Raw genomic sequence first — 14,980 nt, forward strand, 5'->3', positions numbered from 1 at the left:
CACGCCCCATCCGGGCGGCGGGCTCCGGCCCAGGGGCTCCCTCGAGGAGCCCTTTTTATGCCTGCTCTCTGGCCCCAGACACCTTCCCCTGTAGGAGCCGGCTTGCTGGCGATAGCGATCTCAAGGACGCCATCGCCAGCAAGCCGGCTCCTACATGGGTTCAGCGCAGGGCTGCTATTGCGTCCACGGACTCACGAATCAGCGCCGGGCCCTTATAGATGAAGCCGGAGTAAATCTGCACCAGGCTCGCCCCCGCAGCGATTTTCTCGGCCGCGTGCCTTCCTTCGGTGATGCCGCCCACGGCAATGATCGGCAAACGACCGGCCAATTCCGCCGCCAGCACTTTAACGGTGTGGGTACTCTTCTCGCGAACCGGTGCGCCGGACAGACCGCCCGCCTCGTCACCGTACTCCATGCCTTCGACGCCGACGCGACTCAGGGTGGTGTTGGTGGCAATGACCGCGTCCATGCCGGTTTCCATCAATGCTTGCGCGACCTGCACGGTTTCTTCGTCGGTCATGTCCGGCGCGATCTTGATCGCCAGCGGGACATGTTTGCCGTGGCGCAGCGCCAGTTCCGCGCGACGCGTGGCCAGGTCAGCCAGCAACTGCTTGAGCGAATCGCCGAACTGCAGGCTGCGCAGGCCCGGTGTGTTCGGCGAGCTGACGTTGACCGTCACGTAGCTGGCATGGGCGTAAACCTTGTCCAGGCAGATCAGGTAGTCGTCGACCGCTCGCTCGACCGGGGTATCGAAGTTCTTGCCGATATTGATGCCCAGCACGCCCTTGTACTTGGCCGCTGCGACGCGGGCCAACAGGTGATCGACGCCGAGGTTGTTGAAACCCATGCGGTTGATGATCGCCTCTGCTTCCGGCAGTCGGAAAATCCGTGGCTTGGGGTTGCCCGGTTGCGGACGCGGCGTAATGGTGCCGATTTCGACGAAACCGAAACCCAGCTGAGCGAAACCGTCGATGGCCGCGCCATTCTTGTCCAGGCCGGCTGCCAACCCGACCGGATTCGGGAAGTCCAGGCCCATGACGGTCACCGGCATTTTTGCCGGCGCCTTGCACAGCAAGCCGTTGAGGCCCAAACGCCCGCCCGCGCCGATCAGGTCCAGGGACAGATCGTGGGAGGTTTCCGGGGAAAGTTGGAACAACAACTGACGGGCCAAGTTGTACATGGGCGGCTTTGACTCGATTGGCGGCGAAATGAGGCGGCGATTATAGCCGGGCATCGGCGCCGCAGGCGAGGCACGCCGCAAAAACAGCCGGCGATGGCATATGCCTTGCACCGTCATCGCTATCAGCACTCATGCCAACGGCGGGATGAGTCGAAAGACAACGGCGTCGTCACCTGGCCTTGCTCCGGCAAGCGGCCCGGTACGACGCTTTTTTATGGAAGGTGTTTATCGATGATTGAAATTGCAGCCAACCCTCTGGCCTGGGTCCACGGCAGCGATGCCCCGGAAAAGACCGAAATCAACCTCGGCTTCATGGCCCTCAGCGACTGCGCGTCGGTGGTGGTCGCGGCCACCCAGGGTTTCGCCCAGCCCTACGGCCTGACCCTGAACCTCAAGCGCCAGTCGTCATGGGCCAATCTGCGGGACAAACTGGTCAGCGGTGAACTCGATGCCGCTCACAGCCTGTACGGGTTGATTTACGCGGTCCACCTGGGGATCGGCGGGGTGGCGGCGACCGACATGGCCGTGCTGATGGGCCTGAACCAGAACGGCCAGAGCATCAACCTGTCCCATGGTCTGCAGGCCCAGGGCGTGACCAGTCCTGAAGCACTGGACCGACACGTGCACCAAAGTCGCCCAAAACTGACGTTTGCCCAGACGTTCCCGACCGGAACCCACGCCATGTGGCTGTATTACTGGCTGGCCAGCCAAGGCATCCACCCGCTGCACGACGTCGACAGCGTGGTGGTGCCGCCGCCGCAAATGGTCGCGCACCTGCAGGCGGGGCGCATCGACGGTTTCTGCGTCGGCGAGCCCTGGTCCGCCAGTGCAGTGAAGCAGAACCTCGGATTCACCCTGGCGACGACCCAGACCATCTGGCCCGACCACCCGGAGAAAGTCCTCGGCTGCACCCGCGCCTTCGTCGAGCAATACCCCAACACCGCCCGGGCACTGGTGATGGCGATTCTGGAGGCCAGCCGCTTCATCGAAGCCAGCACCGAGAATCGCCGCAGCACCGCGCAATTGCTCAGCGCAGCGCAATACCTGGACGCGCCACTGGACTGCATCGAACCGCGCTTGCTCGGCGAGTATGCCGATGGCCTCGGCAATCGCTGGCAGGACCCGCACGCACTGCGCTTGCATGGCGCTGGCGAGGTCAACCTGCCTTATCTGTCCGACGGCATGTGGTTCATGACCCAGTTCCGCCGCTGGGGTTTGTTGCGCGACGACCCGGACTACCTCGCAGTGGCCGGTCAGGTGCAGCAACTAGACTTGTATCGAGAGGCCGCCACCGCAGTCGGTGTTGCTGCCGGGAGCCAGTCGATGCGCTGCAGCCAGTTGATCGACGGCAAGGTCTGGGACGGTTCGGACCCAGGCGGTTATGCCCGCAGTTTCAAGCTGCACGCCATGAGCGACAGCTCGCCCCTTTTCGCCAGCCGCTGACAGGAGACTGCAAATATGTTGCGAATCCTGCTGATCAACGACACCGCGAAAAAAGTCGGTCGCCTCAAGGCGGCCCTGACCGAAGCCGGGTTCGAGGTGATCGACGAATCCGGCCTGACCATCGACCTGCCCGCACGCGTCGAAACGGTGCGTCCGGACGTGATCCTGATCGATACCGAGTCACCGAGTCGCGATGTGATGGAGCAAGTGGTGCTGGTCAGCCGCGACCAACCGCGGCCGATCGTGATGTTTACCGACGAGCATGACCCCGATGTGATGCGCCGGGCGATCAAGTCCGGGGTCAGCGCCTACATAGTCGAAGGCATTCACGCCCAACGCTTGCAACCGATTCTCGACGTGGCCATGGCGCGCTTTGAAAGCGACCAGGCCCTGCGTGCGCAACTGCACGCCCGGGACCAGCAACTGGCCGAGCGCAAGCGCATCGAGCTGGCCAAGGGGCTGCTGATGAAGATGAAGGATTGCAACGAAGAAGAGGCTTACACCCTGATGCGCCGCCAGGCCATGAGCCGCCAGCAGAAGTTGATTCAGGTGGCGGAGCAGATTATTGCCATGAGTGAGTTGCTTGGCTGAAGGACGCCTTCGCGGGCAAGCCTCGCTCCTACAGGTTTTGTGTCGCTCACAACATCTTGAATTGCCACAAAACCTGTGGGAGCGAGCCTGCTCGCGAATGGCCGACACTCGGTATCAAGGTGTTGGCACAGATCTCGCTAGGTAATCACCACAGGTAACCAACGGCGGTTGCCCCACCTACGACAAAGACGTCGCTCACCCCCTTCGCTACTGGCGTATCGGGTGGCGGCGTTTTTTTGTTTTGGCCCCACAGTCCGGGGCCGGTGGTGCGGCCGTAGCGGCGCCCCACTTGCAAGCTCATGACTCCTTCTCGAGACGACTAACAGCTGAGGTGCGCGATGAATTCAAGCTTCTGGAAATCCGGCCATACCCCGACCCTGTTCGCAGCCTTCCTCTATTTCGACCTGAGCTTCATGGTCTGGTACCTGCTCGGCCCACTGGCAGTGCAGATCGCCGCCGACCTGCAACTGACCACCCAACAACGCGGGTTGATGGTCGCCACGCCGATCCTGGCCGGGGCCATACTGCGTTTTGTCATGGGCCTGCTGGCTGACCGCCTGTCGCCTAAGACCGCCGGGCTGATCGGCCAGGTGATCGTCATCTGCGCCCTGTTCGTCGCTTGGAAACACGGGATTCACAGCTATGAACAAGCGCTGCTGCTGGGCCTGTTCCTCGGCATGGCCGGCGCCTCCTTCGCCGTCGCGCTGCCGCTGGCCTCGCAATGGTACCCGCCGCAGCATCAAGGCAAGGCCCTGGGCATCGCTGGTGCCGGCAACTCGGGCACCGTGCTCGCCGCCCTGATCGCCCCGGTCCTGGCCGCTGCGTTTGGCTGGAGCAACGTGTTCGGCTTCGCCCTGATCCCGCTGATCCTGACCATCATCGTCTTCGCCTGGCTGGCGAAAAACGCGCCTGAACGGCCGAAAGCCAAGTCCGTGTCCGACTACTTCAAGGCCCTGGGCGACCGCGACAGCTGGTGGTTCATGTTTTTCTACAGCGTCACCTTCGGTGGTTTCATCGGCCTGGCCAGCGCGCTGCCTGGCTACTTCAACGACCAATACGGCCTGAACCCGGTGACCGCCGGTTATTACACCGCAGCCTGCGTGTTCGGCGGCAGCCTGATGCGTCCGTTGGGCGGCGCCCTGGCTGACCGTTTCGGCGGGATTCGCACCCTGCTGGTGATGTACACCCTGGCAGCGATCTGCATTGCGGCGGTGGGTTTCAATCTGCCGAGTTCCTACGCGGCATTGGCACTGTTCGTGTGCACCATGCTCGGTCTGGGTGCGGGCAACGGCGCGGTATTCCAGTTGGTCCCGCAGCGTTTCCGTCGGGAGATCGGTGTGATGACCGGTTTGATCGGCATGGCCGGCGGTATCGGCGGTTTTGCGCTGGCGGCCGGCATGGGTGCGATCAAGCAAAGCACCGGCAGCTATCAATTGGCGCTGTGGTTGTTCGCCAGCCTCGGGGTACTTGCCTGGTTCGGCCTGCATGGCGTCAAACGTCGCTGGAGAACCACCTGGGGTTCGGCCGCCGTCACCGCTGCACGGGTGTGAGGGCTGAATGAGCCTGCAGCTGAGTTTTGCCGAAGCGAGCGCCATTGGCCCTCGCGAGGAGAATCAGGACGCCTTGCGCCTGGTCACTCCGACCCCGGCGCTGGCGGCGAGCAAAGGCTATCTGTTCGCCATCGCCGACGGCGTCAGCCAGTGCGCCGATGGCGGCCTCGCCGCCCGTTCGACCTTGCAGGCGCTGGCGCTGGACTACTACGCCACCCCGGAAACCTGGGGTGTCGCCCAGGCGCTGGATCGCCTGTTGCTGGCACAAAATCGCTGGTTGCAGGCCAACGGCGGCGGGCAACCACTGCTCACCACGGTCAGTGCGCTGGTCATGCGCGGCAGGCGTTTCACCCTGGCCCATGTCGGCGATTGCCGGGTTTATCGCTGGCACGCCGATACCTTGCAACGGGTGAGCGAGGATCATGTCTGGGACCAACCGGGCATGCAGCATGTGCTCAAGCGGGCGCTGGGACTGGATCAGCACCTGGTACTGGATTTTCTCGACGGCGAATTGCGCGTCAACGAGAGCTTTGCACTGCTCAGCGATGGCATCTGGGCCGTGCTGGGCGATACCGCCATTGCGGCGATTCTGCGCGATCAACCGGATCTGCACAGTGCCGCGCAGACGTTGGTCAGTGCGGCGCACCTGGCCGGCAGTCAGGACAATGCCAGCGCCCTGCTGGTGCGGGTCGATGCCCTGGGAGAAACCAGCATCGGCGACGCCTTGATTCATTTGCAGCAATGGCCGCTGCCGCCAGCGCTCAAACCAGGGCAGACCTTCGAAGGCTGGGAAGTCGAAGGGATCCTCGGCCAGAGCCAGCAGTCGCTGCTTTACCGGGTTCGCGACGGGCAGCAGCAACCCTGGCTATTGAAAACCTTGCCCGGTGCGTTGCGCGACGACCATCTGGCCGGGCAAGCGTTGCTGTCGGAGGAATGGTTTCTCAAGCGCGTCGCCGGACGACATTTCCCTGAGGTTCATGCCGCCAGCCAGCGTCAGCATTTGTACTACGTGATGCGCGAATATTCGGGATCGACCCTGGCCCAACTGCAGGAAAAAGTCGGGGCGCTGCCGTTCGCCCAATGGCAGGATCTGGCCGAACGCCTGCTGCGGGCGGTGGGCATGCTGCACCGACGACAGATTCTGCATCGCGATATCAAGCCGGAGAACCTGCTGCTGGGGGACGACGGTGAGTTGCGCCTGCTGGATTTCGGTCTCGCCTATTGCCCCGGCCTGTCCGAGGATCAGCCCTCTGCCCTGCCCGGAACGCCAAGCTATATCGCACCGGAAGCCTTTGGCGGTGATGCGCCGACTCCGCAACAGGATCTGTATGCGGTCGGCGTGACCTTGTATTTCCTGCTCACCGGGCACTATCCCTACGGCGAAATCGAAGCGTTCCAGCGTCCCCGCTTTGGCGTGCCGGTCAGCGCCAGTCGCTACCGACCCGACCTGCCGGAATGGATCGCGCAAAGCCTGGAGCGCGCCGTGGCGGCGGATCCGGCGCAGCGCTTTGAAACGGCGGAAGAATGGTTGCTGCTGCTGGAACAGGGCGAGCGGCGCAGCTTGAGCGTGCGGCCAAGGCCCTTGCTGGAACGGGAGCCGTTGAAGGTTTGGCGGACGTTGGCGCTGGTGTCGTTGGTGGTGAATCTGGTGCTGCTGATTTTGGTGTTTCACTCATCCTGAAGTGATCACAATACCTGTGGCGAGGGAGCTATATGCCCCACGACCGGGCGCCCCGCCTCGAATCGGTGCAGAAAAATCAAAGCTGATCCTGAATGCCTGCCCACGGCCCGGTAATACCGGACTTTGCGCAACTTGGCACAACCATTGCATTACTTCTCTCAACTAACATAAAGGCCAACCTTCAACGACGAAGGCTGCGCTGCCCGAGAGAACGGGACAAGGACAAAGGTGTCCTCGCCAGGTAACTGGCGGGACGCCTTTTTTTGTTTGCGCAAAATTTGTCGAGCAAGACCTGAAAAGCCCTGATGAGGCGGGTCTGAGCTCCCCGGAGAACCTGATGAAAAAACTCAAACTGGTGATGATCGGCAACGGCATGGCCGGGGTCCGCACCCTGGAAGAACTGCTCAAGCTGAGCAATGAGCTGTACGACATCACGGTCTTCGGCGCCGAACCCCATACCAACTACAACCGCATCCTGCTGTCCCCGGTACTGGCCGGCGAACAGACCTTCGAAGAGATCGTGCTCAACGACCTGGACTGGTACCTGGACAACAACATCAAACTGCTGCTCAACCGTAAAGTGGTGGAGATCGACCGGATCAAACGCCGGGTCATTGCCGAAGACGGCAGCGAGGCCGAATACGATCGCCTGCTGATCGCTACCGGCTCGACCCCGTTCATCCTGCCGATCCCGGGCAATACCCTGCAGGGCGTGATCGGCTACCGCGACATCGCCGACACCCAGGTGATGATCGACACCGCCAAGACCCACAAGCACGCCGTGGTCATCGGCGGCGGCCTGCTCGGCCTTGAAGCCGCCAACGGCCTGATGCTGCGCGGCATGCACGTCACCGTGGTGCACATCGGTGAATGGCTGTTGGAACGGCAACTGGACAAGACCAGCGGCCAACTCCTGCAAACGGCCCTGGAAGCCCGCGGCCTGCATTTTCGCCTCAGCGAACAGACCCAGGCCTTGCATGACGCCGGCAATGGCCGCGTAGGTTCGGTGCAGTTCAAGAACGGCGACATCATCCCCGCCGACCTGGTGGTGATGGCCGCCGGCATTCGCCCCAGCACCGAACTGGCGGAAAAAGCCGGCATCCCCTGCAACCGCGGGATTCTGGTCAACGACACGATGCAGACCTACGATCCGCGGGTCTACGCCATCGGCGAATGCGCCAGCCACCGTGGGACCGCCTACGGCCTGGTGGCGCCGCTGTTCGAACAGGCCAAGGTCTGCGCCAACCACCTCGCCCAACTGGGCTTCGCCACCTACAAGGGGTCGGTGACCTCGACCAAATTGAAAGTCACCGGCATCGACCTGTTTTCCGCCGGCGACTTCATGGGTGGCGAAGGCACCGAGACCATCACCCTTTCCGATCCGATCGGCGGGGTCTACAAAAAGCTGGTGATCAAGGATGACGTGCTGGTCGGCGCCTGCCTGTACGGCGATACCGCAGACGGCGGCTGGTATTTCCGGCAGATCCGTGAGAATCACGGCATCGGCGAGATCCGCGACCACCTGATGTTCGGCGAAAACGCCCTCGGGGACGTAGGACACCAGGGCCAGGACAAAGCCATGAGCATGGCCGACACTGCAGAAGTCTGCGGCTGCAACGGCGTGTGCAAAGGCACCATCGTCAAGGCCATTCAGGAGCACGGGCTGTTCAGCGTCGACGACGTCAAGAAGCACACCAAGGCCGCCAGTTCCTGCGGTTCCTGCGCCGGCCTGGTGGAACAGATCCTGATCAACACCGTGGGCGGCGCGGCCGACGTCAAACCCAAAAGCGAAAAAGCCATCTGCGGTTGCAGCGATCTCAATCACGGGCAAATCCGCCAGGCCATCCGCGAGCAGCATTTGCTGACCATCGCCGGCACCATGAGCTACCTCAACTGGCGCACCCCGAACGGCTGCGCCACCTGCCGCCCGGCGCTCAACTACTACCTGATCTCCACCTGGCCGGGTGAGGCCAAGGACGATCCGCAATCGCGCCTGATCAACGAACGCGCCCACGCCAACATTCAGAAAGACGGCACTTACTCGGTAGTCCCGCGGATGTGGGGGGGTGTGACCAATCCTTCGGAACTGCGGCGCATCGCCGACGTGGCCGACAAGTACAACGTGCCGATGGTCAAGGTCACCGGCGGCCAGCGCATCGACTTGCTGGGGATCAAAAAGCAGGACCTGCCGGGGGTCTGGAAGGATCTCGACATGCCGTCCGGCCACGCCTACGGCAAATCCATCCGCACCGTGAAGACCTGCGTCGGCAGCGAGTTCTGCCGCTTCGGCACGCAGAACTCGACGCAACTGGGGATCGAACTTGAGCATGACCTGTTCAACATGTGGTCACCGCACAAGGTGAAGCTGGCGGTCTCCGGTTGCCCACGCAACTGCTCGGAAGCGGGCATCAAGGACGTCGGAATCATCGGCGTGGATTCCGGCTGGGAGATGTACATCGGCGGCAATGGCGGGATCAAGACCGAAGTCGCCGAGTTCTTCGTCAAGCTCAAGACCGCCGAAGAAGTGCGCGAATACAACGGTGCCTTCCTGCAGCTCTATCGCGAAGAAGCCTTCTATCTCGAGCGCACCGTGCATTACCTGCAACGGGTCGGCATGGAACACATCAAGCAAGCCGTGCTGGAAGACCCGGAGCGGCGCAAGGCGCTCAATGCGCGCCTGCAATTCTCTCTGTCGTTCGAACAGGATCCGTGGAAGGAACGCCTGGAGCAGCCGCTGCTGAAGAAAGAGTTCGACGTCATCCCCGTGAAGAACCTGGAGGTGCTGGCATGAACTGGCTCGATATCTGCGCACTGGAAGAGATCAACGCCCTGGGTTCGCGGATTATCGCCGGACCGAAAGGCGACATCGCGATTTTTCGCACGAGCGACGATGAGGTCTTCGCCCTCGACGACCGCTGCCCGCACAAGGGCGGCCCGCTGTCACAAGGCCTGATCTACGGCAAACGCGTGGCCTGCCCGCTGCACAACTGGCAGATCGATCTGCAAACCGGCGAAGCCCAGGCGCCGGATATCGGTTGCGCTCACCACCATTCGGCACGGGTCGAAAACGGCCGGGTGCTGCTGGCCCTGCGGGAAGCAAGCTAATGAACCATCAGATCACCGCCTCCACTTGCTGCTACTGCGGGGTCGGCTGCGGCGTGCTGATCGAGCACGACGGCGAGCACATCCTCGGCGTCAGCGGCGATCCGGCTCACCCGGCCAATTTCGGCAAATTGTGCAGCAAGGGCTCGACCCTGCACTTGACGGGCGACCTGGCCGCTCGGGCGTTGTACCCCGAATTGCGCCTCGGCAAAGGCCTGGCCCGCAGCCGTACCGATTGGGACACCGCCCTCGATCACGCCGCCAGTGTCTTCGCCCAAACCATTGCCGAACACGGCCCTGACAGTGTGGCGTTCTACATCTCCGGGCAATTGCTGACCGAGGATTACTACAGCTTCAACAAACTGGCGCGAGCGCTGGTAGGCACCAACAACATCGATAGCAATTCACGGTTGTGCATGTCTTCGGCGGTGGTCGGCTACAAGCGCAGCCTCGGCGCCGACGCGCCGCCGTGCAGCTACGAAGACCTGGAGTTGAGCGATTGCGTGATGATCGTCGGCAGCAACATGGCCTACGCGCATCCGGTGCTGTTCCGTCGCCTGGAAGAAGCCAAATCCCGCCGGCCGCAGATGAAAGTCATCGTCATCGACCCACGGCGGACCGACACCTGTGACCTGGCCGACCTGCACCTGGCGATTCTTCCGGGTACCGACGTCGCATTGTTCCATGGGATTTTGCACCTGCTGCTGTGGGAAGACTGGATCGACCGCGATTTCATCAAGGCGCACACCCAAGGCCTGGCCGAGTTGAAGAGCCTGGTGCGCGACTACACGCCGCAAATGGTTTCGCAGCTGTGCGGGATCAGCCAGCAACAACTGCAGCAATGTGCCGAATGGGTCGGTACTTCGCCAAGTTTCCTGTCGTTGTGGTGCATGGGGTTGAACCAGTCCACCGCCGGCAGCGCCAAGAACAGCGCGCTGATCAATCTGCACCTGGCCACCGGGCAGATCGGTCGCCCCGGTGCAGGACCTTTCTCCCTGACCGGTCAGCCCAATGCCATGGGCGGGCGGGAAACCGGCAGCCTGTCGAACCTGCTCCCGGGCCATCGTGAAGCCGGCAATGCCGAACACCGGGCGCAAGTGGCGTCTTACTGGGGTGTCGAGCAACTCCCGGAAACCACCGGCCTGACCGCCATCGAACTGTTCGAACAGGTGCGCAGCGGCAAGATCAAGGCGCTGTGGATCGCCTGCACCAACCCCGCGCAATCCATGCCCGATCAGAGTGCCGTACGCGCGGCACTGCAAGCCTGTCCATTCGTGGTCTTGCAGGAAGCTTTTCGCACCACCGAGACCGCCAAGTTCGCCGATCTGCTGTTGCCCGCCGCCAGCTGGGGTGAAAAAGAGGGCACGGTGACTAATTCCGAGCGGCGTATTTCCCACGTCCGGCAGGCAATCGTCGCACCCGGCGAGACCCGTTCCGATTGGGCGATCACCGTGGATTTCGCACAGCGTCTGGAAAAACATCTGCGTCCAGGGCTTGCCAGTCTGTTTGCGTTCGACACACCGGCGCAGATCTTCGATGAGTACAAGCAACTGACCCGCGGCCGCGACCTGGACCTGTCCGGCCTCAGCCATGCGCTGATCGACCGTCTCGGCCCACAGCAATGGCCCTTCCCTGCGGGCGCCAGTGAAGGCACGGCGCGGTTGTACCTGGACGGCATTTTCCCGACCGCCAGCGGACGCGCGCAGTTTGTCGCCGATCCATATCGCGCGGCCAAAGAACAAAGGGATGCGCGCTTCCCGCTGACCCTGATCACCGGCCGTCTGCGCGACCAATGGCACGGCATGAGCCGCACCGGCACCGCCGCTCAATTGTTCGGTCATGTCAGCGAAGCCGTTCTAAGCCTGCATCCGGACGAACTGCGCCGCCATCGCCTGCAACCGGGGGACCTGATCAGCCTGAAAAGTCGTCGGGGCGCTGTGATCGTGCCCGTCGACAGCGATGACAGCGTGCGACCCGGCCAGGCGTTTCTGCCAATGCATTGGGGCGACCGTTTCCTCAAGGGCGGCGTGAATGCGCTCACCCAACCGGCGTTCGATCACTTGTCGAAACAACCGGAACTCAAGCACAGCGGCGTGCGTCTTGAACCCGTGCATCTGCCTTGGCAGCTGTTCGCCCTCATCGAGGGCAATGTTCAACAGCATTTTGAGACCCTACGACCACTCTGCGAGGCATTTTCCTACGCCAGCCTGAGCATCGCCGGCCGCGAACGCCCAGCGCTGCTTATACGCGCTGCCAGCGCCGTCGCGCCGGATCCGCAACTATTGCGTGAGATCGATCAATGCCTGGGCCTCAACGACGGCCCGGTATTGGCCTACGACGATCCTCGGCGCTCCATCGGCAAACGGGTGCGGATCGAAAATGGCCGGATCACCGCGATTCGCCTGGCCGGCGAAACCCTCGCCCAGCACTGGTTGCAGAACCTGTGGCTCGAAGGTCGCGCCGACGCACAACTGCGCCGCTGGCTGCTCGCCCCCCTGAGCGCACCACCAGGCCAGGCCAATGCGTCAGCCTCCGGGAGCAAAACCCTGTGCAACTGCATGAACGTCAGCCAGGGCGCAGTCTGTGCCGGCATCGGCCGCGGCCTGGACTTGCAGGGTCTAAAACAAGAATTGGGCTGCGGCACGCAATGCGGCTCCTGTGTCCCGGAAATCAAGCGTTTGCTGGCCGCCACTGCGCAGCCGATCGCCGTTGTCTCGTGAGGAAAAACACTATGAGCGCAAAAGTCTGGCTGGTGGGGGCGGGTCCTGGCGACCCGGAATTGCTGACCCTCAAAGCGGTACGGGCCCTGCGAGAAGCGGATGTGGTGCTGATCGACGATCTAGTCAATGTCGCGGTGCTGGAGCATTGCCCCCAGGCGCGGATCATTCCCGTGGGCAAGCGTGGCGGCTGTCGCTCCACGCCCCAGGCGTTCATCCATCGCCTGATGCTGCGTTATGCCCGCCATGGAAAATGCGTGGTGCGGCTCAAGGGTGGCGATCCGTGCATCTTTGGCCGTGGCGGCGAAGAGGCGCAGTGGTTGCGTGAACGTGGAGTCGAGGCTGAACTGGTCAATGGCATCACCGCCGGGCTTGCCGGCGCGACGCAATGCGATATTCCGTTGACGCTGCGTGGCGTAGCGCGAGGTGTGACGCTGGTGACGGCCCACACCCAGGATGGCAGCAGCCTGAACTGGCAAGCCCTGGCCCAGGGCGGCACGACGCTGGTGATCTACATGGGAGTGGCGAAGCTGAGCGAGATCCGCGAGCAACTGCTGGCCGGCGGAATGGCGGCGGATATGCCAGTGGCGATGATTGAAAATGCGTCACTGCCGCATCAGCGGGAATGTCGCAGTGATCTGACGGCGATGGAAGACGATGCCTGCGCCTTTGAGTTGAAGAGCCCGGCGATCCTGGTGATCGGGACCGTGGCAGCCCGCTCTCATAACTGTAGAAGCGAGCTTGCTCGCGATGAACCCGAGAACATCGTGGAGTGTCAGGCTGGCAGCGTTATCGTTGACGACCATCGTCGGAACGCCGCCCGGAGCTAGCTCGCTCCTGCACGTAATGCCAAAACCCAAATCGCAGACAAAGAAAAGCCCGGCCGAAGCCGGGCTTTCTCGTAGCTGCGAGCTAATTACTTAGCTTGAGCTTCAACCTGCGCTTCTACGCGACGGTTTACTGCACGGCCAGCGTCAGTAGCGTTGTCGGCAACTGGGCGGGATTCGCCGTAGCCAACAGACTGAACGCGGGACGATTCAACACCGTACTGGTTGGTCAGAACTTGCTTAACGGCGTTTGCACGACGCTCGGACAGTTTCTGGTTGTAAGCGTCAGGACCGACGGAGTCAGTGTGACCTTCAACAGTGGTGCTGGTCGATGGGTACTGCTTCATGAAGTCAGCGAGGTTTTTGATGTCGCCGTAGCTGTTAGGCTTGACTACCGACTTGTCGAAGTCGAACTTCACGTCCAGCTCAACACGAACAACTTCAGCAACTGCTGGGCAGCCGTCAGCGTCAACAGTTACGTTGGCTGGGGTGTCCGGGCACTTGTCGACGTTGTCGCACACGCCATCGTTATCGCTGTCGGAGCAGACTTCAGCTGGTGCTGGAACTGGAGCAGCAGCAGGCTTGGAGCCGCCACCGAAGTTCACACCGATACCGACGCTTGGAGCCCACTCGGTGTCGCCCTGGTCGATGTTGTATTGAGCTTCAACGCCAGCACGGGCGTAGAAGTTCTCGGTGAAGTACAGCTTGGCACCGCCGCCAACGTTGGCGAAGGTGGAACGGTTACGACCGTTCGAGCCGTTCTGATCAATGCTCTGATCGGAGAAGCCAGCCGAGACGTACGGACGGACCATGTCGCCTGGGTTGTTGAAGTGGTACAGAGCGTCCAGAGCGGTGTTGGCGCCCTTGATGTTCTGACCGGAGTCAGAACGAACGTTGTGCACTTCGTCGTAGGCCAGACGCAGTTCAACGTCGTCGGTCAGGAAGTAACCTACGGAACCGCCGAACAGGTTGCCGTCGTTCTTGAAGTTACGAGCGCTGTCGAATTGTTCTTTCTTGGCGAAGCCTTCGATTTCAACTGCGCCTTGGCCTTGTGCCAGAGCGCCGAACGAAGTGGCGGCAATCAAAGAACCAATGGCCAAGCCCAAGGTGTTTTTCAGTTTCATCCGTTAAATCCCCATCTGGTGATTGTGAAGCAGTCCCGCAAACCGGGGGACAACTCGGCGGCAAGTCTATCAGAACTTGCCTACACGTAAGAGATATTTGCGCTGAACTAAGTTTCAGCAACGCCTGCAAATTTCTCACGCAATTTGTCTAGAGCACGTTTGTAACGCATTTTTGTCGCACTCAAACCCATGTGCATGATGTCTGCGATCTCCTGAAACTCCAGCTCTGCGACAAATCGTAGCACCAGGATTTCACGGTCGATCGGGTTCACATACACCAGCCAGCGATCAAGTCCACCCTTATCCTCGGGTTTCGGCGCCTTTTCTTCAGACGCTTCCTCGAGGGGGTCCAGACTCAAAGCGTCCATCAAGCGACGCTTTCGCCGTTCTTTCCGATACTGCGTGATGCATTCGTTGTACGTGATGCTATAGAGCCATGTCTTGAACTTCGATTTGCCCTCGAAGTTCTTCAGGCCATACAACACCTTCAACATCACTTCCTGACAGACATCATCTGCGTCGCGATCGTTCCCAAGGTACCGTGCACAGACGTTAAATAATGTTCTCTGGTAACGCCGCATCAGTTCTTCATAGGCGCGCGTTACGTGAAACAGCTCGGTATGCGAGCGCGCGACCAACTCCTCATCAGAGAGCTCGCGGGGGTCGTAGCGCGTGGAGAGCGATTGAGCTTTATTCAAAACAAGTCGGGCCGACAGTCAGGTCAATGTCCGCCGCCGCCCTTTCGGGGCGTTTAGCGGCGGCATA

Annotated in this window: 11 protein-coding genes; 8 read left to right on the forward strand and 3 right to left on the reverse strand. The window is 61.7% G+C overall.

All coding sequences use genetic code 11. The features are described from left to right. Nucleotides 1–160 precede the first annotated feature (160 nt). Nucleotides 161–1,180 (reverse strand): quinone-dependent dihydroorotate dehydrogenase, encoded by a 1,020-nt coding sequence (locus ACA041_RS22140; protein ID WP_497437666.1) that lies wholly within the window; start codon nt 1,178–1,180, stop codon nt 161–163. 231 nt (nt 1,181–1,411) lie between these two features. Here ACA041_RS22140 and ACA041_RS22145 point away from each other — a divergent pair, with 231 nt between their 5' ends. The 8 genes from ACA041_RS22145 to cobA all read left to right on the forward strand — a co-directional run bounded on the left by ACA041_RS22145 (nt 1,412) and on the right by cobA (nt 13,094). Next, nucleotides 1,412–2,623 carry a CmpA/NrtA family ABC transporter substrate-binding protein gene (locus tag ACA041_RS22145; protein ID WP_497437670.1) on the forward strand — a complete coding sequence of 404 codons (1,212 nt, stop codon included), beginning with the start codon at nt 1,412–1,414 and terminating at the stop codon, nt 2,621–2,623. 15 nt (nt 2,624–2,638) lie between these two features. Continuing rightward, nucleotides 2,639–3,214, forward strand: a complete 576-nt coding sequence (locus ACA041_RS22150; protein ID WP_367372268.1) for an ANTAR domain-containing response regulator — start codon at nt 2,639–2,641, stop codon at nt 3,212–3,214. 338 nt (nt 3,215–3,552) lie between these two features. Further along, the gene (locus tag ACA041_RS22155) at nt 3,553–4,764 is read left to right on the forward strand and encodes a nitrate/nitrite transporter (protein WP_497437675.1); all 1,212 of its coding nucleotides are present in this window, start codon (nt 3,553–3,555) and stop codon (nt 4,762–4,764) included. 7 nt (nt 4,765–4,771) lie between these two features. Further along, entirely contained in the window at nt 4,772–6,445 is a 1,674-nt protein-coding gene (locus tag ACA041_RS22160) for a bifunctional protein-serine/threonine kinase/phosphatase (protein WP_497437680.1), read from the forward strand. 337 nt (nt 6,446–6,782) lie between these two features. Further along, the gene (gene nirB, locus ACA041_RS22165; RefSeq protein ID WP_497437684.1) at nt 6,783–9,236 is read left to right on the forward strand and encodes a nitrite reductase large subunit NirB; all 2,454 of its coding nucleotides are present in this window, start codon (nt 6,783–6,785) and stop codon (nt 9,234–9,236) included. Then, complete coding sequence (nirD, locus tag ACA041_RS22170) at nt 9,233–9,550, forward strand: nitrite reductase small subunit NirD (RefSeq protein ID WP_134421789.1); 318 nt, start codon at nt 9,233–9,235, stop codon at nt 9,548–9,550. Before nirB ends, nirD begins: the two co-directional genes overlap by 4 nt. Further along, nucleotides 9,550–12,267: a nitrate reductase gene (locus tag ACA041_RS22175; RefSeq protein ID WP_497437686.1), complete on the forward strand. Its 2,718-nt coding sequence runs from the start codon at nt 9,550–9,552 to the stop codon at nt 12,265–12,267. The genes nirD and ACA041_RS22175 overlap by 1 nt, the downstream gene beginning before the upstream one ends. An 11-nt stretch (nt 12,268–12,278) precedes the next feature. After that, complete coding sequence (gene cobA / locus ACA041_RS22180) at nt 12,279–13,094, forward strand: uroporphyrinogen-III C-methyltransferase (RefSeq protein WP_497437690.1); 816 nt, start codon at nt 12,279–12,281, stop codon at nt 13,092–13,094. 86 nt (nt 13,095–13,180) lie between these two features. On the opposite strand, the gene ACA041_RS22185 is transcribed toward cobA, so the two are convergent. Then, entirely contained in the window at nt 13,181–14,215 is a 1,035-nt protein-coding gene (locus tag ACA041_RS22185; protein WP_497437693.1) for an OmpA family protein, read from the reverse strand. 107 nt (nt 14,216–14,322) lie between these two features. After that, nucleotides 14,323–14,913 (reverse strand): RNA polymerase sigma factor SigX, encoded by a 591-nt coding sequence (gene sigX / locus ACA041_RS22190; protein ID WP_054054007.1) that lies wholly within the window; start codon nt 14,911–14,913, stop codon nt 14,323–14,325. Nucleotides 14,914–14,980 lie beyond the last annotated feature (67 nt).

The sequence above is a fragment of the Pseudomonas sp. LBUM1676 genome (assembly GCF_059695605.1).

Bases quoted from the DNA above. Each gene is read 5' to 3' on its own strand.
- ACA041_RS22140 (WP_497437666.1), bottom strand. From the start codon at position 1,180: ATGTACAACTTGGCCCGTCAGTTGTTGTTCCAACTTTCCCCGGAAACC.
- ACA041_RS22145 (WP_497437670.1), top strand. From the start codon at position 1,412: ATGATTGAAATTGCAGCCAACCCTCTGGCCTGGGTCCACGGCAGCGAT.
- ACA041_RS22150 (WP_367372268.1), top strand. From the start codon at position 2,639: ATGTTGCGAATCCTGCTGATCAACGACACCGCGAAAAAAGTCGGTCGC.
- ACA041_RS22155 (WP_497437675.1), top strand. From the start codon at position 3,553: ATGAATTCAAGCTTCTGGAAATCCGGCCATACCCCGACCCTGTTCGCA.
- ACA041_RS22160 (WP_497437680.1), top strand. From the start codon at position 4,772: ATGAGCCTGCAGCTGAGTTTTGCCGAAGCGAGCGCCATTGGCCCTCGC.
- nirB (WP_497437684.1), top strand. From the start codon at position 6,783: ATGAAAAAACTCAAACTGGTGATGATCGGCAACGGCATGGCCGGGGTC.
- nirD (WP_134421789.1), top strand. From the start codon at position 9,233: ATGAACTGGCTCGATATCTGCGCACTGGAAGAGATCAACGCCCTGGGT.
- ACA041_RS22175 (WP_497437686.1), top strand. From the start codon at position 9,550: ATGAACCATCAGATCACCGCCTCCACTTGCTGCTACTGCGGGGTCGGC.
- cobA (WP_497437690.1), top strand. From the start codon at position 12,279: ATGAGCGCAAAAGTCTGGCTGGTGGGGGCGGGTCCTGGCGACCCGGAA.
- ACA041_RS22185 (WP_497437693.1), bottom strand. From the start codon at position 14,215: ATGAAACTGAAAAACACCTTGGGCTTGGCCATTGGTTCTTTGATTGCC.